This is a genomic window from Halobacterium sp. KA-4 (genome assembly GCF_021028995.1).
GTDB lineage: Archaea > Halobacteriota > Halobacteria > Halobacteriales > Halobacteriaceae > Halobacterium.
The window spans coordinates 64,487-82,330 of sequence record NZ_JAJJZG010000012.1 but is presented as its reverse complement, the minus strand read 5'-3'; the positions used below and the strand labels follow the sequence as shown (position 1 = coordinate 82,330).

Sequence of the window (17,844 nt, the reverse complement as noted above, 5' to 3'; positions counted from 1 at the left end):
ATTTCTGGCACTAGGAGGCCGTTTTTACGACTTAGAAGATGCCCAAAATGAATCCCGTACCCATCACGATGAGGATCGTCGCCGTGAATGCTGGCAGATACTCCGCGTAGTCTTCAAGCCGATCTTCGTAACGCTGGTAGCCAGCCACGAGTACCAGGGTCACACCGACGAGTGACGTAATGACGGCCAGCGAGTAGATGAGCATCAGTTCGAGGCAATAGGTCGAGCCGGTGCAGATCGCAATAATATCGAACTCCTCGTTGTGGGTGAATCCGAGGGCGAACGCGAGGGCTGCCATGCCGTAGAGCCCGCGATCTGGCGTCTCGTCGAGGTGATCGTGAGAGTGTGAATGGTCGGACTGGCCGGTAAACGGGACGGTCCGCCGAACTCGAGCGATCCACCCCTGATTACCGTCGGTGCTGTGGGAATGATCGTGGCTGTTGTGGGCGTGATCGTGGTCGTCATGGCCGTGGTGACCACTGTGGTCGCCATCGTGATTTGACGCGGTGTGGTTATGTCCATTGAAGTATTGCCAGATCCCGAGGGTGATGAGTAACGCTCCGGCGACGTAGTTCATCCAACTAATCTGGGTGAGGTCGAAGTACGAGAGTGCCCAGAAGTACACGACCACCATCGCGATACTACTAATAAGATGTCCGATACCGAGAATGAGGCTCGATGCGGCGGCATAGAACCATTTGTTCTGTTTGTCGAGCGCGTAACTCGCTGCAATCGCCCATCCGTGCCCTGGGGCGAGCCCGTGAGTGAGACCGAGAGCACTTGCCCCGAGTGCGAGTCCGAGAACTCCGTTGGCCATCTACTCGATAGCAGAGTGAGATCGCTTATACGGGTTGTTATGACCCGATTCGGGAGTTCGTAATAATGACACTCTTGAGGAGCGCCGTCTATGGCTCACGTATGCGAACGAGTTTGAACATTCCGCAAGAGGTTCTCGAGTCGTTCGATACGACGTGGCAAGACGAAGGATTGGAATCACGCTCCCGTGCCGTCCGCGAGGCGATTCACGAATACATCGAGCGCCACACAGAGCTCGAAGGATTAGAAGGCCCCGCAGTCGCAGCACTGGCATTCGATTACGAGCACACACTCGTCATCGGCGAACTCCATACCGTCCAGCATGACTTCGAGGATGTCATCGGCACCACACAACATATGCACCACGGGGAGTGGTGTCTTGAGACGGTTTTCTGTCAGGGACCCGCAGCTCGAATCCGGGAGTTAGTGTACCGACTCCGAGATTTCGACGCCGTCGGCCGCGTGAACGTCATGTTCCTCCAACCGGAACTCTCCACGGAATAGAGCGACTGAGTCGTCTGCTGGATCGGGGACCGGGTTATAAAGAACAAGGAGAATACCCGCGCCTTTAGGCGCGGGATAAATCCGACATTCTGACCGACAACCCACCGACGACATTCCAGCCGGATATTCCATACCCGGTCGTTGGTTTTAATAAGAACTCTCATAACGTGTTATAAAGGCAGTTCGATGTTGGAAACAACCCGCACCTACGTCGCCCGAATCACGAACCACCAGCAGGTTCGTGACGATCTCGACCAATGCGGGTTCTCAGCATCCAAACTGTGGAACGTCGGACGCTACTACATCCAACAACGGTGGGACGAAGACGGTGAGATACCCGACGAAGCCGAACTGAAATCGGAGTTGAAAGACCACGAACGCTACAGTGACCTGCATTCGCAGTCAAGTCAGCGAGTTCTTGAAGAACTTGCTGAGGCGTTCACCGGCTGGTACAACTCCGACAACGGCAACAACCCACCGGGATACCGGAAACGTGGCGACGACCACCCACGCTCCACCGTGACGTGGAAGAAACGGGCCATCAAGCACGACGACAAACACGGCCAACTTCGCCTCTCGGAAGGCTTCAATCTGAAAGAGAGTCGGTCTGACTTCATCCTCGTGGAGTACGAAACTCGCCCCGACGTGGATGTTGAGAACATCCAGCAGGTGCGTGGCGTCTGGAACGGCGACGAGTGGGAACTCCACCTCGTCTGTAAGAAAGAGATTCCCGTCGAAGACGCACCCGGTGACAAGACAGCGGGTATCGACCTCGGAATCAGCAACTATCTCGCCATCGACTACGAAGACGGCGCGAGTGAGTTGTATCCGGGGAACGTGCTGAAAGAGGACAAGCACTACTTCACCCGCGAGGAGTACCAGACCGAAGGCGAGAGCGGGCCGTCGAAGCGTGCGTTGAAGGCTCGGCAGAAACTCTCCCGACGCAAAGACCACTTCCTCCATACCCTCTCGAAGCACATCGTTGAGCGGTGTGTCGAAGAAGGTGTGGCGAAAATCGCGGTTGGCGACCTCAGTGACATCCGCGAGGATGAGAACGGTGACTCGCGGAATTGGGGTGCGTCGGGGAACAAGAAGTTGCACGGCTGGGAGTTCGACCGCTTCACGAATCTACTTGAATACAAGGCCGATGAACACGGAATCCTTGTTGACCGTGTAGATGAGGAGAACACGAGTAAGACGTGTTCGTGTTGCGGGCAGATTCGGGATAGCAACCGTGTGGAGCGTGGTTTGTACGTCTGTTCGTCGTGTGAGACGACGATGAACGCAGACGTGAATGGTGCGGTGAATATCCGACGAAAGATAACTCAGAGTCCCCCGTTGGGGGATATGAGTAACGGCTGGTTGGCACAGCCCGGAGTCTTCCTGTTCGACCGCGAGAGCGGCCGGTTCACACCGAGAGAACAGGGAGTCTGCAAACCCTAATATCCCAACGCTCGGGATTCCTCCGGCTTTAGCCGGAGGAGGATGTCAAGTGTTTTAGTTCAGGAAGAGAGCCTGCAGTTTGCCGTATCGAGGGTCGTTCATGCGGGAGAGGTGGTTGATTCATCCGCGTCTTTCCACTCTCCGAGCCCTGCCGGATCCAGGTGGACGTGGACATCAGCGACTGGCTCGATTTCACGGACGCGCCGGCGGAGTTCAGATTCTACGTCATGTGCTTCGACCACCGATAGTTCTTGATCGACTTCGGCGTGAAACTCGACTTCGATCATGTGCCCAGAGTAGTACGCGACAAAATCGTGAATACCATGAACAGCAGAGTGTTCCCGGATGCGCTCCTTGATCTCTTCCTGTTCTGATTCCGGAGGAGCGCTATCGGCGAGATACTGAATATTCTCTCGCGAGATATCTACGCCTTGGTGGATGACGAGTAGACTCACGATGCCGCCTGCAATCGGGTCAAAAACTGGGTAACCAACTGCCATACCGAGGACACCCACCAGAGCCGCACCAGTCGTATAGAGATCGTTAAGACTGTCCGCAGCAAGCGCGCGGAGGCTCGGGAGCTGGAGTTCCTGATTCTTGTATTGGGTATACCAGTAACAGACGTACATATCACCGAGTGCAAACAGGAGCCCGATAATAAGCCAAATACTGTACTCAGCGGTCACTCCAGTTAGAATTGAGTGACCCGCATCGTACAGCAGTTTGAGTCCGAGGAGAACGAGCATGCCACCGACGAAGAGCGCGGAGAGGGGTTCGAATCGGTTGTGTCCGTGGGGGTGTGACTGGTCTGCATCCTCATAGACGGACCGGCCCCAGATCAAGACGACGCCGCTCGCGAGAAGGTCAGCGACGGAGTGCGCTGCGTCAGCGGTGAGTGCGAGGCTTCCGGTGAGCAGTCCGAGTGTCCCCTCGACACCGATTTTGAGGGCATTTAATAGCACATTAGCCCAGGAGACTTTGAGAAAGGTTACACGTGAATCCGCCATAATATATGGATCCTGCTACATCCACATAAGAGACCTCATTAGGCGCGTATAATCGAGTTTTTGATTCAATCGAAACCTTTCACGGTGCGTTGAGAGTGAAAGGTAACTTCTCCTACGACTAAAGCCGCAGGCTTCCTCTCTGGAGTGTTAGGACTACGTCGTCTGGGGAAGTCGCAGGCTCCATCTCACCTTTGGTTCCCTTGAGTACAACCTGCGTTTTCGGCTGAGTCATAACTACTTCACCCGTCGATAGCGGGATTCGAATGTCCTTCCGACGGCTTGTTTGCCGATGTTTGTTCCACCATTCTTGTCGCCGTTGTTGTCCAGTCCACAGTCGCGGCACTTGGCCTAGAGGAGGCACTATCGGGATTGGAAATAAGTTAACTCCCAACACCAGACAGGCTCCGACTGGAAATGTGATAGTGGCGAGTCCGACAACATTGCTTCGAGTAAGGTTAGTTCGCAGAGGAGTCAGCATACCTTACTTCAGATCAGTACATCGGTCAAGCGGCTATCTCACTTCGTTCTCGGGAGACTTTCTTCTCCTCGTTTGGAAAATCGGTCGAGAATGCTCCGTCGAGGATTTGAACCTCGGTCCTCGACGTGAGATGCCGAGATGATTGGCCGAGCTACACCAACGGAGCACCTCTAGCTTGGGGTCTCAGTACTTCAAATAAGGCCGGTGTCCTGCTCAGTGGGAATCCGCCGTTTCCCCTTATGTTGAGGCATTTGATAAAGTGGTATGGAGCGTCGACAGGTTCTCAAGACGGCTGGAATTCTCGCTACAGGTGGCGTAACTGGTCTCGCTGGATGCAGTAGTTCGGGGAACGGAGATGGTGGCGGTGAGCCGACCACGACTGAAACGCAGGAGACAGCTGGTGGGTCAGGAGACTCAAATACCGTTATGATGGTCACCGAAGGGAGCGAGTACTATTTCGATCCCATCGGGCTGTTCGTCGAATCCGGGGAGACAGTGACGTTCGAAATCCAGAGTGGAAGTCACTCGGCAACCGCCTACAAAGAGGGAACGAGTTCAGCAGAGGTGACGCGGATTCCCGACGGAGCGGAAGCGTTCAACAGCGAGGTTCTGAGTGAACAAGGCGCAACGTACGAGCATACGTTCGAGACCACGGGCACGTACGATTATTTCTGTATCCCGCACAAGTCCCTGGGGATGGTTGGTCGAATCGTCGTCGGCGAACCAGGCGGTCCCGCGGAGGGGAGTATGCCGCCGGACGGAGACGTTCCCGAAAGCCAGACCATCGTCGATCAAGGCAGCGTCTCGTACAGCTCGTTCTCAGGGTAGGCGGCCGCGTACACTGCGAGCTGTGCGCTCCGGAATCGCTCGTACACCATTTGGCCGACACTGACTGTGCTTCGGACCACCAGTATGGAGACACACGCTGCCGATGACGCTTGCACAAGGCTCGTGGCCGACATACCCGGATGCTGCCCTCGATAGTGTTCGGCAGGAACGACGCGAGGTCGAGCGCGAGTGTCAAGCTTTCCAACGGTTTCGCCAGCGTATTCAGACCGTCGACACACAGGCTCCTCGGTTCGAACCGTCAGTTGTTGGAGTGAATCAGAGCCTTACATCCGCAGAGAAGTCGGTTCGCGATATCATCGAGCGGCACTGTCTAGTTCAGGCAAACCGGCTGATTTCGATTGTCTGAAAGATAGCTGTGGTCCTAGAGAGAGTTCACTTCTGAACCGCGTACGAACGAAACGGAGAGTGTCTCAGAAGCACGAGCAAGAAACGAACCCGTTTCGATTCTAGTATACCCGGTGTGAGACACTAAGTCGCCAGAATCCGCTCAACTAGACAGTGCCCATCGAGCCATTGTATCGTGAGACTGTGATGGCAGTCGACCACTACGGCGACGTGTACGGTGATTCGTTCGAGGCGAGCCTCAGTGCCGAGTTCGGGGTCGATGTGTTGGTTCTAATCTCGGAAGCGACTACGTTCTCACCAGTCATCAAACAACGACTCCTCGAGGCCGCACAACAGTGTATTGACAATCGCCGGGTCTTTCTGGAGACTCTCCAGGATGAATTCACTACGCTCAAAGACGTGCAATCTACAGTTCACGAGATTCGAGAGGCGATAGCAGAACTTGATTCGACGGAATTACAGGGGATCTCAGATACTGAACTGACCGACCGATACGACACGCTTCACACGTTGAATGATAAATGTCAGAGCTGGATCCAGCAACGGCAGGAGGAAATCCACGCTCATCGAATCGATCGGTCGGCAGACGGGGATGCCCACACTGACCTCTGTTCGTATCTCTATGAGGGTCTGGAGGTTGATTATCCGGTGTTGGCGACGTTTGTCGATATCTTGGAGATTATCTCCCAGTATGAGTAGTCCCCCGTTTCACCTCTTACCCAGTCGTCAGTGCCGGTTTCCAGCAAATCTACAGGCGGAGCAGGCCGAGTGCCTCGGGGCTTGACCCCGAGGCGGTTCACTTTGTTAACGGTTTTGTCTATCCGGTCACAACAGTACATATGGAATCCGACTTTGTGCGCTCGGTGGCTCCCCTTGTCGTAATTGTCGCCGTCGCGGCGATTGCGCTCACGACCGTCATGACCTCCTCGACAGTCTTCATGATGGTTCTGCCCTCGATGATTGTCTTCTCGGTCATCGCGTTCTTCTTCGGGATGAAACACGGCGAGTTCCGCGCCAGTCCGTAACAGGCCGACCCAGTAGCCGAAATCCGCCAGATTGCGGTCCATGCGAGCCCCCAGATGTGTTGATTCCGAATCATTTCGATGACCGATTCGCAGTCCTAGCGACGGCTGTTTCAACGGGGCGGTGTCGAACCAAAAGGAGTCCACCAGAGCCGGGTAACCCCTATCGTTCAGTTATATCCAGTCCTGGTCCTCGTGTAGAGGGTCTCTACGTGGAGTAACCGGCGTACTCCATAAGCTGGTTGAAGATGTCCGTATCCATGACGGATCGATAGACCACACCAGTAAGCATCCCGCCGGGGTAGAACGTGCCGTTCATGACGTGGTTGACCTTGTGGCAGTGCATCAGGTAGATGCCGGGGTCTGCATCGGCAGTAAATTCGATCGTGTGTCGTTCAGCAGGGGCGACGTTCGTGACGTCCATGTCGTGGCGGGCAGCCTCCGGAATCGTCCCGCCGTCCTTTTCGACGCGCTGGAAGCGGTGGTTATGGATGTGCATCGGGTGCGACATATACCCGCCGTTGACGAGGTGGATACGAACTGAGTCGCCCTCGTCGACGATGATCGGCGCCCCTTCTTCGGGGTGCAGCGTTCGGGGTGCGCTCTTCCCGTTGACGGTAAATACGTCTGGATTTCGACTGGCAGCGTCATAGGTAAAGTCCGCATTCCCAGCCCACTTCCTCGGGACTCGGGAATCCCAGTCTTTGACCGTCATGAAGTACTCGCGATCTGCCGGCTCATAGCCTTCCGGATCGACGCGGAAGATACCATACATCCCCATATCGATATGCCGATGAGTCTGGAAGTGGCAGTGGTAAAAATGCGTCCCCGGCACGTTCGCCGGAATTTTGTAGGTGTGTTTCTCACCTGCGGGGACCTGAATCCCGGTTGTCGTCGGGACACCGTCATTTTTCCAGGTTTTTCGAACACCATGGAAGTGAATCGTGTGGGGCCGACGGCCGTCCGTGTTGTCGAGCGTTACTTCCATGGCATTACCCTCGGTGGTCCGGAGGATCGGACCGGGTACACTGGGGTCGTTGTCGTCGGCTTGCCACGCCCAGACGCGGGGGAATTCGACTGGTCCACCCATCGTTTCGAGCGGGTGGACAGCATGGCGAGCTCGCTGCGTTCGCATCGTTACTTCGCCGCCCTGTTCGTCAACGTCGACGACTGTCGGCGGACTCGTAAACGGAAGAGGAGCCGACGTAGATTGGCTACTAGTCTCTGTCGCTGTGGTGGCGACTGGCTGGCCTCCGTTGTCTCCAGTACAGCCCGCGATGGCTGAAAAGCTGGTGGCGCCAGTTGCTGCGAGAAATTCTCGACGCAATAGCCCAGATCCGGGAGCGCCAAAGCGTTTTGTCATGGAACAACCCGGATTTTGGACTACCTATACATAGGGGGACGGCGATGTCTCGCCCCGCGAGACAAGGACCGATGATGTTCGACACAACCCACATGAGTCACAGTCCGCGGACGCGACTTCCTATGAATCCAGTCCAGACAAACCAAACGAAAACACGCACCTCTAGCAGGTACGCCCTAGAGTGCTGACATCCGCGTCTTCGCCCATCGGTAGACCAGCACAGCCCGTAAAACCAGTCTCAGTCGCTGTGCTCGGTCGGCCGAGTGTGCGAATCCGCTCCAAGGACATCCACTGTAACATGCTCGATGCCGAATTCGTCATGGAGCAGCTCAGTGATCGTCCGCTTAAGTTCGTCACGTTCCTCAACGGTAGCTACGTCACTAGTCACGTGGACTGTCGCCACATCGAGTCGACTCGACAGCGACCAGACGTGAATGTCCAAAACCGCAGTTACGTCGTCGAAAGCTTCGATGCGTGCTTCCAGATCTTCGACCGAGATGGGGCTGCGCTGAAAGAAAATTGCGCCACTCTCCCGGAGCAGCTTGACTGCCGACCAAATGATGATGGCAGCGATGAGGACTGCCGTAATCGGGTCCGCGATGTAGTACCCACCGAACTCCACGAACAGCATCGAGACGATGACAGCGACCGACGCACCTGCATCCCCGAGAAGGTGATAGAACGCGCCACGCTCGTTCAGCGACATTTCACCACCCTGAACAACGTATACTGACAGGAGATTTATGACCAATCCCCCAGTTCCGAGGAGGATGGTCATCTGGGGATTGATATCGACGGGTGCGAGGTAGCGCTGATAGGATTCCCAGACCAGGAACACCACCATCGGGACGAGTAACACGCCGTTCAAGAACGCTGCAAACGGCTCTACCCGGCTCAAGCCGTAACTCCAGTACTCCCCGGGATTCGAATTAGTTCCGATGTAGGCCGCGCCCAGAGCGATCACGTATGCCAGCGAGTCGAACAGCATGTGGAACGCGTCCCCGATAAGTGCGACAGACCCGAACGTCAGCCCCCCCACAAGCTCGATGACGAAGCCGGCGAGATTAATAGCTGCTACTGCTCCGAGCGTACGAACACTGCTGTCCTCGTTGTGCTCATGGCTGTGCCCCGCTGAACTCATCTTGTTATATTTCATGTGAGAGCCCGGAGTGCCTTTAATCCCAGCAACGGTGGGGCGATAACTTGTATGTGGTCCGTGGCAATAGGCCGTCCTCGTAGTGGAAGATTCTATGAGTGAGTATGAGAGCCGCCATTCCGTAGAGTCCACTCTTCTGGGGTAGTCGTGTGAATGGTTAGCCCGACTATCGAACGGATTGCCCGGGAATCAGCTGTCGGGGGCTGGTAGCAACCCATATTATTAATAAAACAAGAATATATTATTATAGATAGAATAAGATAGTTCGTTTTTTAGCAGCTAATTTAACAAAAGTGCGTGTTCACATTTCAAGCAAGACATGAGCAGCCCACAGCGGAGCACACAAAGTAGTCAATCAGGAAATACTGTCGTCGAAGCAATCAACATCCAAAAGACATACGACTCCTGGCTGCCGTTCTCTCGCTCTGTCGACGTTCTTGACGGAGCGACATTAGAGATCGGTAGTGGTGAAATCGTCGGCATTATGGGCGAAAACGGCAGCGGCAAGTCGACGTTGATGCAGATTCTGGCTGGTGTGCTGGACTACGACGACGGCACCGTCGCTCGGTCGGGACGTATCGGTTGGTGTCCCCAGGAGCCGCGGCTCTACGACCGGCTGACCGTCGACGAAACATTCGAATTATTCGGCGAGGCCTACGAGATGTCCCCCAGCGAAGTCGACGCGGCGCGGTCGTGGTTGCTGACAGAACTTGATTTCGAGCGGTTCCGGGACCGGCAGGTTCGGAATTTGAGCGGTGGGAACAAACAAAAGCTCAATCTCAGTGTCGCGCTGATGCACGAACCCGACCTTCTGCTGCTTGACGAACCATATACAGGCTTCGACTGGGAGACATTCCAAGCATTCTGGAACCTCACCGAAGACCTCCGTGACCGCGGTGTCGGTATCGCCATTATCTCCCACATCATCAACGAACGTGACCGCTTCGACGTGATCTACGAACTTCACGACGGCCACCTCCACAGGGAGGTCGTCGATGAGGAAGGCGGTCCGGCATCCACGCCAACCGAAGAAAAAATCGACTGCGAACAACCCGATACCACCGGAGGCAAGTCCGAATGAGTCTACTCAGCCGATACGCCGCGGGCATCCGGGCGAGCGCACTGTCGTTCTTTCGCGAACCCCTGAACCTCGTGCTCTTAGTCGTGCTCCCGGCCGCCTCCATTCAGATCTTCGGCGTCGCGTACGGTCAGTTCCCCGAGTTCGGATTTCTGAACCTCCCCGCGTCGCTTGATGCCACCGCCAGAATCACGGGCGCAACGTTTGCGACCGGGGCTCTGGCGGGAGTGCTCGGGCTCTTCCAACTCATCAGCGCACGTGATGCCGATCACCGCCTCTCTATCTGTGGGTTTCCCGCGCTAGATTTGCTCGTCGCCCGATTTGCGACGCTCGTCGTAATCAGCTTGGTGATTGCGGGCGTCTCCACGCTGACGCTAGTTGGACTGTTGTCCGAACCCGTCGCCTCGCCGTTGTTCGTCTTCATGGGCCTCACGCTCGTTGGTGTCATTTACGCGATGCTGGGAATCCTGGTCGGAGCAGTCCTCCCTCGAGCGCTAGAGGGCTCGCTCGCCCTGGTCATCCTCGCGGATATGGACAACGTCATTGCCAGTGGCATTTTCCCGATTCAGGACCGAATCACGCAATTGTCGCCGACCTCGTACGGCCACGAGGTGGTCACCCGCGCTGTCCTCGACGGGGAACTCGCGACAGGTGAGTTGCTACCGGCGCTGACAATCGTCGCAGTTCTGGGCGGCCTCGCAATACTGGCCTACACACACACTGTCGAACCTATCGTTTCGGGGGGTGTCGTGCAATGAATACCCGCATCACAACGGCTGTGACGATGGGGCTGCGGGAATTTCGTCGAACGCCGGCCCTGATCGGATTACTGATCGCCCTCCCGCTGTACTTCATCGGGGGATTCATGTACATCGTCCCGGAAGCGACGTTGACTATCCCGATTAGCGGTGAGTCAGTGACGGTTACGCTCTCGGAATTCGTCGCAGCGCTGGTGACGCCCGTCACCGCCGGGCTGCTGTCGGGTATCGTCGGACTGTTCCTAATGCAGTCCTCGAAGGCCGCCGACGACCGGCTTCGTCTGGCTGGGTATCGCTCGCGTGACCTCGTCGTCTCCCGTGTGAGTCTGCTCGCTGCTGGTGGCCTAATCGTCAGTGCTGTCTCGCTGGCAATCGTCCTAGTCGGATTTTCTCCGGTGTCGATACCTGCCTTCGTCGCCGCAACTGTGCTGACGGCTCTGATTTACGGCGTCTTGGGTGTGATTATCGGTGTTTCTCTGAGTCGCTTGGCTGGGGTGTATGTCATGCTCTTCTTCCCGTACGTGGATATGCTGCTGTTCCAGAACCCGATGGCGACCGACTCCACAGCCTGGACGAAGGCGCTTCCGGGGTACTTTACGACGAAGGCGACGATGGACGCAGCCTTCACTCAAGGGCTGGACCTCTGGAACTTCATCGGCGCCGTGGGATACTTCACCGTCGTCTTGATCGTCGGTGTAGTCGTCTTCCACCGCGTTACCGCTATCGAATAAATCGGCACCTTGAGGTGTCGACAGTAATCACGGCACCAGCGAGCCGTTGCGTTAACCGAGTGTACCGTAAGCCGCTGCGTACGCGATAGCACCAGCTGTGACGGCGGCGAGCCCTGTGACGAGCGTTTCACCGCGTCTGTGGTGATTGAATGGCCGTGTCGGAATCCCGACTCCGACTATAGCGAGCACGAGAATACTGAAGACGAATGGAGGGGCCGTGTGAATCGTTGGTGTCGGAATGACGAGGACCGCAGCCGCGTACCCGCTTCCAGCTACGGCACGCGGACGAAGCAGGCCACGGATTGGAATCTGCTGCAACCACGTGTACGCGAATATAGCAAACCAAATCGTTCCAAGTTCGAGGAGGAATGCCGCTAGCAAGTGGGCCGTCGGGTCCGGATGCAGCGCGACTCGACTGGTCACCAAGACAACGTCGAACGGATAGAGAAAGTCAGCAGGTCCGCCGGTAAAGAGGTCGCCGAACGGATGTGATACCAGACCAATCAGCGCCGCACCAAACAGCCAGCGTGTTGCAGCTCCGTTTCGGCGGGCCCCATTCCCCGATTCCAAGCCCTGAAGCTACGTACACGACTAAGACTCCCGCGTTCACGAGGCCATCGACGACCGCTCCGATCGCGATGATGGACAGGAAGCCGCCGACAGCAACAATCCGGCTACGTCGTGCCGGGACATTCCATGCCGCGACAGCGGCAGCGAGAATCGCTCCGACAACAAGCGAGTGCGTCGCTCCTCGATGAATCGTATTCGCAGTCCCCCAGAACACATCAGGAGACACCGTCTGTATGGACCGTGCGAGCAACCCGATAGGGGCGTACACGATATCCACGTCGGGAACGAATGCGAACAGGCCGGCGATGATGCCCACTCGTATCGCTCGCTCACGGCTACAACCCATCACCGTCGCTAGAAACGCGACGAGGGCGAATGCCCCGAGGCCGTGCCCGACGAACATAGACTTCCTACTTCGCTTACGGCAATAAGCGGCGCGTGACACGGTGACACACGAATCGCTCAACGGCACTTGTCGTCCAGCCGATTGTGAATCCGGATCCTCAAGCCCCCGCCTAGGTAGGTTTCTGATTACAAAGTGGTCAGGCGCATAGAGTCCCCCCCTATCGCCGTCAGATAGACTGCTGCGAACTGCACTGCGTTATACGTCCCGTCTTCGAAGTGAGCCGGTGAAGCTTAGTCACCGGGATCGTCTCACACACACACGAACTCATGGTACCTGCTCGTACTGCATTTTTTCTCGGCTGGAAAGCCAGCCGGTGAGGAATGTGGTTAGCAGGCAGAGCAGAATGAGCGTTGCGACGCCAAGATGCGTAGTGACGACGAACGGTTGGAGGTTTTCCGTCACCGTTAATCCACCCAGGAGGACCTGTGTCGGAAGGAGGACCAGTGCTCCCGTCGCGGACCATGTGACGAGTCGATTGTTGGGATACGCAAGCCACCCTCCGATCGTCGTCCCCAAGATGATGAAGCCGGCTGTCATCGCCAGTCCACGGTGTGCCCACTCCGCGAAGATTTGGAGTGCGGAATACGAGGAACTGGCAACGATCCCGGAGTGGAGAAAGGGGACCCACGTTCCGTAGCACGTTGGCCAGTCTGGGCACGATAATCCAGCGCCGATTGCGCTCGTATATGCGCCGAGGAGCATCACGGCATAGGTTACGACGAGTGTGACCCCTGATAGATGCGTATATGTGACGGGGGACTCCCGGAAGCCGTATCGAACTCGCGTGACGATTGAGGATACCTGCATAGTATCTTGAAGTGAGCCGTGCGTTGTTACCGTGTCATCCTTTTTCATCTGACTCGGTAAACCGTATCGGCGGGTTCCTACTTGTTGGGAATCAGCCCCGTACTCAACTAGACAGTGCCGCATTTCTAATAAAGCGCGAAGACGCAGTTCTTACTGCAATCGAAGAATCAGAACCGTTTCAAACCGCCCAACAATAGTACGAGATAACTGGCTGAGGGTCATGACAACTATCCAGACTTCAGTCCCACCGAACGACTCGCCAGAGATTTGCCAGTACTGCGGTGACCCCTTCCCCACTGTGGAACGTCTCACCCTTCATCGGGGCCTCGAACATTGGCCTGACATCGATGAGGCAGAACGAACAGCCTTCCACGATGCACGAGCAGACGAACAAGATGCCTTGAGTTCGTTTCGGCTGCGGGCGCTTGCCTGCCTCGTCGCAGTATACTTCGGGTTCCTATTTCTCTATGCTATCTTCGCCATTTAACACCGAGAGCCCCGAGACTGACGAGTCCACGGCAAAGACAACCGACCGGAAGGAGAGCCGTTCAAGCAGCGTGAGCGGTTCCGCTCTCCGCGTCGGAGTGCAGGCCCTTGCGTGGGCAGCAATATTGATTGTTCTCGTCGAGAGTGTCACCGCCGCTAACGGAATGACGCTCTCCAAACAGCCCCGGGAAACGTTAGCTGTCCCTCGCTGGCTGTATCTGGCAACAGGGGGAGCTACAATCGGTGCCTCGGCACTCCTTGCTAGCTTCGTCACCGACCGCGCATTCATCTACGCGCTGCACTCGTGGTCCGTTCAGCTGCCTGGCGTCCCAGCTATCCGGCGTGGAGCCTCCAGACTCGGCCAGCTACTTGCCCTCGCTACGCTCGGTCTCATGGTCTATGTCGGGTACAGTGGCCCCCAACTCCCAGCTGCGAGTCTCACAGTTCTCGTAACGTTTGTCGGGGTTCGTGGTGGACTGCCGGTCGTCGCGTATCTGATCGGGAATCTCTGGCCTGCGATTAACCCGTGGCGTGCTCTCACGACGTTCCTTCCAGAAGGCTTCATCGAATATCCCGACTCGTTCGCTCGCTGGCCAGCAGTCGTGGGCGTCCTTGCGCTTGTTTGGGTGGAGGTAATCTTCCCGGTCAGTACCGTCCCGCGCGTGCTGGCGAGTGCGATCCTCGGTTATTCACTGTACACGGTTACTGGGGCAATCGTCTTCGGCTCTGATGCGTGGTTCAAGCACGCCGACCCGCTGGCTGTTTTGTTCCGGTGCTACGGGACGGTTGCACCAATTCAAATCGTAGACGGCTCGTTAGAGGTGTCGCTTCCCGGGAACAACCTCGCAGATTCAGCCATCGTAACTGACGAGTCCGACGTCGCCTTTATCATCGCCCTCGTTTGGGAACTCACGTACAGTGGATTCATCACGACGACCGCTGGCGCGCAGACGATTAGCGCCGTTGTGGAGACGCCACTCGGCGCAGTACTTCCGACTGTACCGATGGCTATACTCGTCTATACAGTTCTGTTCCTCGCGGGATACGTCCTGTTCCTCTCAGCCTATTGGTATGCTGGAAAGGCCGCTCGACGACTGACAAACACGTACGTCACCAGCCGTTCGATTGCGTTGCGACTCGCTCCACCACTGTTGGCTATCGCAGCTGGCTATCACCTCGCCCACTACGCCAATCTGGTCGTCTCGTTGAGTCCCGCACTTGCGATTGCAGTCGTTTCCCCACTCACCCCGCCTGCAAATCCATTAGTGCTCGCTCCTCCTGGCTGGTTCACCGGCCTCAGCATCGCGTTCGTACTGATCGGGCACCTGCTCGCCATCTGGGAAGCACATGCGGCCGCGTACGATCTGTTCCCGAGCCGTCTCGTCGCGATTCGTAGCCAGTACCCGTTTATTGTTGTGATGATCGGATATACGGTGATCAGTCTCTGGATTCTCTCCCTCGCTGGCGCGACACCACCGTATCTTGGGTAACCGAATCCCCACCATAGACGGTCGGATTCTCGCCTCGTAGAAGAGTCGAGACAGTGCAATAGAGACCCCAAAGCTTCGACCCTCACGGGACTCCTGAGAGAACACACTCCAAACGAACGCGACAGCACCAAAGCAATCTTACTGTGAAGAACCAAACGGATAATTATCATGCGCTCTTCTAACGCTACTGAGGCGTTGTCGTCTCGAATGTCGCGGCGACAGGTCCTCGCAACGGGGAGCATCGTTGCTCTGAGTGGCTGTCTTGGTGGTGGTTCGAATAGCTCGACTGACGGGAACGTGAACGAAGACGTTGCGAATGCGCCTCTCTCGAACTCGCCAGATTCGTTGACGTACGCGACGATGGGGTCGAGTGACGGACCGACGATAACCTACTATGGAAACTGGAAATGCCCCTACTGTGCCGAGTTCAGTACCGGCACTCTCGGCGACTTCGTCACCGACTACGTCGAGAACGGGAACGTCAATATCCAGTTTCGAGCGCTCGCATACATCAACGGCGAACCGTTCCTCGGGGCCGATTCTCCTCGAGCTGCGCGTGCCGGGCTGGCAGTTTGGAACGTGAACCCCAAGACGTACTGGCGCTACCATGAGTACGTCTTCGCAAATCAGCCTCCTGAAGGTGAAACGTGGGCGACGGCTGAAAAGCTCCTCTCGTTCGCTGAATCCGCGGGCGTGAGTGATCTCGATCGCGTCCGAGAGCAACTCGACGAGGGAATGTACGAATCCGAAGTTCAGAACACCACTGACGCGGCTGCATCAGCGGGAGTCTCCGGAACACCCACGCTCGTCATCGACGGCGAAACGGTCAACCCGTTAAGCGACGAGTCACGGGCTCGAACACTGATTGAAGGCCTCACGGATGCCTCTTGACCGGGACCGAGTTGTACTCGGTGTGGCGACACTGGTTGCCACGATCGCTACGTTGGGGAGCCTCTGGTTCAGTCTCGGGTTGGGGTTAGTCCCCTGTGACCTCTGCTGGTATCAACGCATCCTGATGTACCCACAAGTAGTTATTCTGGGGGTGGCGACGCTCGAATCACGACTCAACGTCTGGCGGACTGTTTTGCCGTTGTCAGCAGCCGGAATCATCATCGCTGCGTATCAATCTTACTTACAGGCGACAACCACAACATGTGGCTTTGAAGGAGCCTGTGCCGTGGTTCAGTGGCGCTCGCCAATACTCAGAGTGACCATTCCGAACCTCTCGCTGATTGCGTTCGTACTGGTGACGGCGCTACTCCTGTCCTCACTCTTAGTGGACAGGAATGCTGGGATGCAAGTAGACGAGTGAGTGAGTGCTCGGCGGAATCAAACAGTGAACTCAACAGTGGGCATCTGCATGAATGCGGTTTCGTAACCGTCGTGGCGCGACACCTGGGGTGGTGTCTCAACGCGAACCACAATGGTATCATCCCGCCTGATGGTCTTTGCGGTCGTTCCGTAGTAGTAGCCGAGGTCGGGGTCGATTGTACCGTCAAGTCCCGTTTCCAATACAGTGTCCCCGTTACGCTTGACGACCATCGAGAGCGACATTCCAGGGAGTAGAACGCGATTATAGGGCGTACGCGGAGAGACAACGAGATACGGTCCGTCCGTCCCCGGGAATCGTCGTGCTGTGGAGACGAGACTCGCGCAGAACACGGCACCGTCAGCGGACTGCTCGCCGAGCAATCTTCCGGGGAGTTGTTCCTTGGGCGGGGCGACTGGAGCTGGCACGCCGTCCATCTGCATCAGGTCTACCGTCCCCCGCGTGCCTGCCTTCTCATCGAGACGGCGAATCGGAAGGTCGTACGTTTCAGACGGCTCGAAGGTAAATTGGAACTGTGCGGTCCGCGTCTCTGTAAACCGACGTTTGAACGGGCGGGTTCGTGCTGCCTGAACGGGCGTAATCCGAACCGTTGCCTCATACTCGCCGCTCCCCGACAGTGCCACGTTGTCCCCGTAGTGGAACCCCATATTTGGGGAGAGCATCGACCACAGATTCGTCGTTGAGACATTCCCCTCCTCATTCTGGATATCCACTGACACCGCTGTCGGGAGCACCGTTTCGGATTCGGCATCCCAGACGCTCGCCATCAAATGCAGCGAGTCATTCGACGAGACAACGACTTTTGTTTTGTTCGTCCCGGTCACCGTCCAGAATCGGTGGGGGAACGAGTGCATCAACGCGACGCCGATACCCTCGACGGTCGTAGTTTCGTAGACGTCCATCCCCTCAACAATCGCCGGATAGTAGACACCGTCTGGTCGGTTTTCGACGAGCGGTGGATCTCGCCACGCGGACTGTGTCTCGAATCCGAGTCGCTGAAGACACCCGGAGACGCCAGCCACGCCGACCAGCCCACTCGTGGTTTTCAGAAACCGCCGCCGGTCCATGTTTTGGAATGCTCTTGGAGGTTGAGTAGGTGTTGCGATTTTCGTTAGGCCGTCGTAATCATCCCTTGATATAAAGAAGACAGCGAGAGTTCCACGGGTCACCTGACCCGCGGTTGTTTAGTTCACGTGCGAATAGAG

At 56.6% G+C, this 17,844-nt stretch carries 19 protein-coding genes and 1 tRNA gene; 12 read left to right on the top strand and 8 right to left on the bottom strand.

Annotated features, from left to right (window positions below; all coding sequences use genetic code 11):
- Positions 1-31: 31 nt before the first annotated feature.
- Positions 32-817 carry a hypothetical protein gene (locus LPA44_RS12460; RefSeq protein ID WP_230889871.1) on the bottom strand — a complete coding sequence of 262 codons (786 nt, stop codon included), beginning with the start codon at positions 815-817 and terminating at the stop codon, positions 32-34.
- Positions 818-918: 101 nt separating this feature from the next.
- Here LPA44_RS12460 and LPA44_RS12455 point away from each other — a divergent pair, with 101 nt between their 5' ends.
- Both LPA44_RS12455 and LPA44_RS12450 read left to right on the top strand, forming a co-directional pair.
- Entirely contained in the window at positions 919-1,320 is a 402-nt protein-coding gene (locus tag LPA44_RS12455) for a CopG family ribbon-helix-helix protein (RefSeq protein ID WP_230889870.1), read from the top strand.
- A gap of 186 nt (positions 1,321-1,506) precedes the next feature.
- Positions 1,507-2,763 (top strand): RNA-guided endonuclease InsQ/TnpB family protein, encoded by a 1,257-nt coding sequence (locus tag LPA44_RS12450; protein WP_230889869.1) that lies wholly within the window; start codon positions 1,507-1,509, stop codon positions 2,761-2,763.
- Positions 2,764-2,861: 98 nt separating this feature from the next.
- Here LPA44_RS12450 and LPA44_RS12445 read toward each other — a convergent pair whose 3' ends face one another.
- Together LPA44_RS12445 and LPA44_RS12440 are read right to left on the bottom strand one after the other, a co-directional pair.
- Positions 2,862-3,770, bottom strand: a complete 909-nt coding sequence (locus LPA44_RS12445) for a cation diffusion facilitator family transporter (RefSeq protein ID WP_230889868.1) — start codon at positions 3,768-3,770, stop codon at positions 2,862-2,864.
- Between the two features lie 569 nt (positions 3,771-4,339).
- A tRNA-Glu gene (locus tag LPA44_RS12440) sits at positions 4,340-4,414 on the bottom strand.
- 260 nt (positions 4,415-4,674) lie between these two features.
- Here LPA44_RS12440 and LPA44_RS12435 point away from each other — a divergent pair.
- The 4 genes from LPA44_RS12435 (at position 4,675) to LPA44_RS12425 (ending at position 6,467) form a co-directional block, all read left to right on the top strand.
- Positions 4,675-5,076, top strand: a complete 402-nt coding sequence (locus tag LPA44_RS12435; RefSeq protein WP_230889867.1) for a plastocyanin/azurin family copper-binding protein — start codon at positions 4,675-4,677, stop codon at positions 5,074-5,076.
- A gap of 103 nt (positions 5,077-5,179) precedes the next feature.
- Positions 5,180-5,443 (top strand): DUF7260 family protein, encoded by a 264-nt coding sequence (locus tag LPA44_RS18395; protein WP_442903387.1) that lies wholly within the window; start codon positions 5,180-5,182, stop codon positions 5,441-5,443.
- Between the two features lie 152 nt (positions 5,444-5,595).
- Positions 5,596-6,141: a DUF7260 family protein gene (locus LPA44_RS12430; protein ID WP_442903386.1), complete on the top strand. Its 546-nt coding sequence runs from the start codon at positions 5,596-5,598 to the stop codon at positions 6,139-6,141.
- Positions 6,142-6,281: 140 nt separating this feature from the next.
- Complete coding sequence (locus tag LPA44_RS12425) at positions 6,282-6,467, top strand: DUF7333 family protein (protein WP_230889865.1); 186 nt, start codon at positions 6,282-6,284, stop codon at positions 6,465-6,467.
- 205 nt (positions 6,468-6,672) lie between these two features.
- Here LPA44_RS12425 and LPA44_RS12420 read toward each other — a convergent pair whose 3' ends face one another.
- Positions 6,673-7,827, bottom strand: a complete 1,155-nt coding sequence (locus LPA44_RS12420) for a multicopper oxidase domain-containing protein (protein WP_230889864.1) — start codon at positions 7,825-7,827, stop codon at positions 6,673-6,675.
- A gap of 238 nt (positions 7,828-8,065) precedes the next feature.
- The gene (locus LPA44_RS12415; protein ID WP_082687328.1) at positions 8,066-8,968 is read right to left on the bottom strand and encodes a cation diffusion facilitator family transporter; all 903 of its coding nucleotides are present in this window, start codon (positions 8,966-8,968) and stop codon (positions 8,066-8,068) included.
- Between the two features lie 334 nt (positions 8,969-9,302).
- Between LPA44_RS12415 and LPA44_RS12410 the strand changes: the two genes are divergently transcribed.
- From LPA44_RS12410 to LPA44_RS12400, 3 genes are read left to right on the top strand one after another with little or no spacing between them, the layout of a single operon-like run.
- On the top strand, positions 9,303-10,064 hold the full coding sequence (locus tag LPA44_RS12410; RefSeq protein ID WP_230889863.1) for an ABC transporter ATP-binding protein: 762 nt from the start codon (positions 9,303-9,305) through the stop codon (positions 10,062-10,064).
- Entirely contained in the window at positions 10,061-10,819 is a 759-nt protein-coding gene (locus tag LPA44_RS12405; RefSeq protein WP_059059136.1) for a hypothetical protein, read from the top strand. The genes LPA44_RS12410 and LPA44_RS12405 overlap by 4 nt, the downstream gene beginning before the upstream one ends.
- Entirely contained in the window at positions 10,816-11,550 is a 735-nt protein-coding gene (locus LPA44_RS12400; RefSeq protein WP_230889862.1) for a hypothetical protein, read from the top strand. Before LPA44_RS12405 ends, LPA44_RS12400 begins: the two co-directional genes overlap by 4 nt.
- Positions 11,551-12,001: 451 nt before the next feature.
- Here the strand turns inward: LPA44_RS12400 and LPA44_RS12395 are convergent, their stop codons facing one another.
- Positions 12,002-12,523 carry a metal-dependent hydrolase gene (locus tag LPA44_RS12395; RefSeq protein ID WP_230889861.1) on the bottom strand — a complete coding sequence of 174 codons (522 nt, stop codon included), beginning with the start codon at positions 12,521-12,523 and terminating at the stop codon, positions 12,002-12,004.
- 267 nt (positions 12,524-12,790) lie between these two features.
- Positions 12,791-13,333 (bottom strand): COX15/CtaA family protein, encoded by a 543-nt coding sequence (locus LPA44_RS12390; protein ID WP_269070136.1) that lies wholly within the window; start codon positions 13,331-13,333, stop codon positions 12,791-12,793.
- 467 nt (positions 13,334-13,800) lie between these two features.
- Here LPA44_RS12390 and LPA44_RS12385 point away from each other — a divergent pair, with 467 nt between their 5' ends.
- From LPA44_RS12385 to LPA44_RS12375, 3 genes are all read left to right on the top strand, one after another.
- Positions 13,801-15,309 (top strand): hypothetical protein, encoded by a 1,509-nt coding sequence (locus tag LPA44_RS12385; RefSeq protein WP_230889860.1) that lies wholly within the window; start codon positions 13,801-13,803, stop codon positions 15,307-15,309.
- Positions 15,310-15,606: 297 nt separating this feature from the next.
- Entirely contained in the window at positions 15,607-16,200 is a 594-nt protein-coding gene (locus LPA44_RS12380; RefSeq protein ID WP_230889859.1) for a DsbA family protein, read from the top strand.
- Positions 16,190-16,621 carry a disulfide bond formation protein B gene (locus LPA44_RS12375; protein WP_230889858.1) on the top strand — a complete coding sequence of 144 codons (432 nt, stop codon included), beginning with the start codon at positions 16,190-16,192 and terminating at the stop codon, positions 16,619-16,621. Before LPA44_RS12380 ends, LPA44_RS12375 begins: the two co-directional genes overlap by 11 nt.
- 17 nt (positions 16,622-16,638) lie before the next feature.
- Here LPA44_RS12375 and LPA44_RS12370 read toward each other — a convergent pair whose 3' ends face one another.
- Positions 16,639-17,706: an iron transporter gene (locus LPA44_RS12370; RefSeq protein ID WP_230889857.1), complete on the bottom strand. Its 1,068-nt coding sequence runs from the start codon at positions 17,704-17,706 to the stop codon at positions 16,639-16,641.
- Between the last annotated feature and the right edge of the window lie 138 nt (positions 17,707-17,844).

Excerpts from the sequence above, each read along its gene's own strand:
- LPA44_RS12460 (WP_230889871.1), bottom strand. The coding sequence starts at position 817 with ATGGCCAACGGAGTTCTCGGACTCGCACTCGGGGCAAGTGCTCTCGGT.
- LPA44_RS12455 (WP_230889870.1), top strand. The coding sequence starts at position 919 with ATGCGAACGAGTTTGAACATTCCGCAAGAGGTTCTCGAGTCGTTCGAT.
- LPA44_RS12450 (WP_230889869.1), top strand. The coding sequence starts at position 1,507 with ATGTTGGAAACAACCCGCACCTACGTCGCCCGAATCACGAACCACCAG.
- LPA44_RS12445 (WP_230889868.1), bottom strand. The coding sequence starts at position 3,770 with ATGGCGGATTCACGTGTAACCTTTCTCAAAGTCTCCTGGGCTAATGTG.
- LPA44_RS12435 (WP_230889867.1), top strand. The coding sequence starts at position 4,675 with ATGATGGTCACCGAAGGGAGCGAGTACTATTTCGATCCCATCGGGCTG.
- LPA44_RS18395 (WP_442903387.1), top strand. The coding sequence starts at position 5,180 with ATGACGCTTGCACAAGGCTCGTGGCCGACATACCCGGATGCTGCCCTC.
- LPA44_RS12425 (WP_230889865.1), top strand. The coding sequence starts at position 6,282 with ATGGAATCCGACTTTGTGCGCTCGGTGGCTCCCCTTGTCGTAATTGTC.
- LPA44_RS12420 (WP_230889864.1), bottom strand. The coding sequence starts at position 7,827 with ATGACAAAACGCTTTGGCGCTCCCGGATCTGGGCTATTGCGTCGAGAA.
- LPA44_RS12415 (WP_082687328.1), bottom strand. The coding sequence starts at position 8,968 with ATGAGTTCAGCGGGGCACAGCCATGAGCACAACGAGGACAGCAGTGTT.
- LPA44_RS12410 (WP_230889863.1), top strand. The coding sequence starts at position 9,303 with ATGAGCAGCCCACAGCGGAGCACACAAAGTAGTCAATCAGGAAATACT.
- LPA44_RS12405 (WP_059059136.1), top strand. The coding sequence starts at position 10,061 with ATGAGTCTACTCAGCCGATACGCCGCGGGCATCCGGGCGAGCGCACTG.
- LPA44_RS12400 (WP_230889862.1), top strand. The coding sequence starts at position 10,816 with ATGAATACCCGCATCACAACGGCTGTGACGATGGGGCTGCGGGAATTT.
- LPA44_RS12395 (WP_230889861.1), bottom strand. The coding sequence starts at position 12,523 with ATGTTCGTCGGGCACGGCCTCGGGGCATTCGCCCTCGTCGCGTTTCTA.
- LPA44_RS12390 (WP_269070136.1), bottom strand. The coding sequence starts at position 13,333 with ATGCAGGTATCCTCAATCGTCACGCGAGTTCGATACGGCTTCCGGGAG.
- LPA44_RS12385 (WP_230889860.1), top strand. The coding sequence starts at position 13,801 with ATGCTATCTTCGCCATTTAACACCGAGAGCCCCGAGACTGACGAGTCC.
- LPA44_RS12375 (WP_230889858.1), top strand. The coding sequence starts at position 16,190 with ATGCCTCTTGACCGGGACCGAGTTGTACTCGGTGTGGCGACACTGGTT.
- LPA44_RS12370 (WP_230889857.1), bottom strand. The coding sequence starts at position 17,706 with ATGGACCGGCGGCGGTTTCTGAAAACCACGAGTGGGCTGGTCGGCGTG.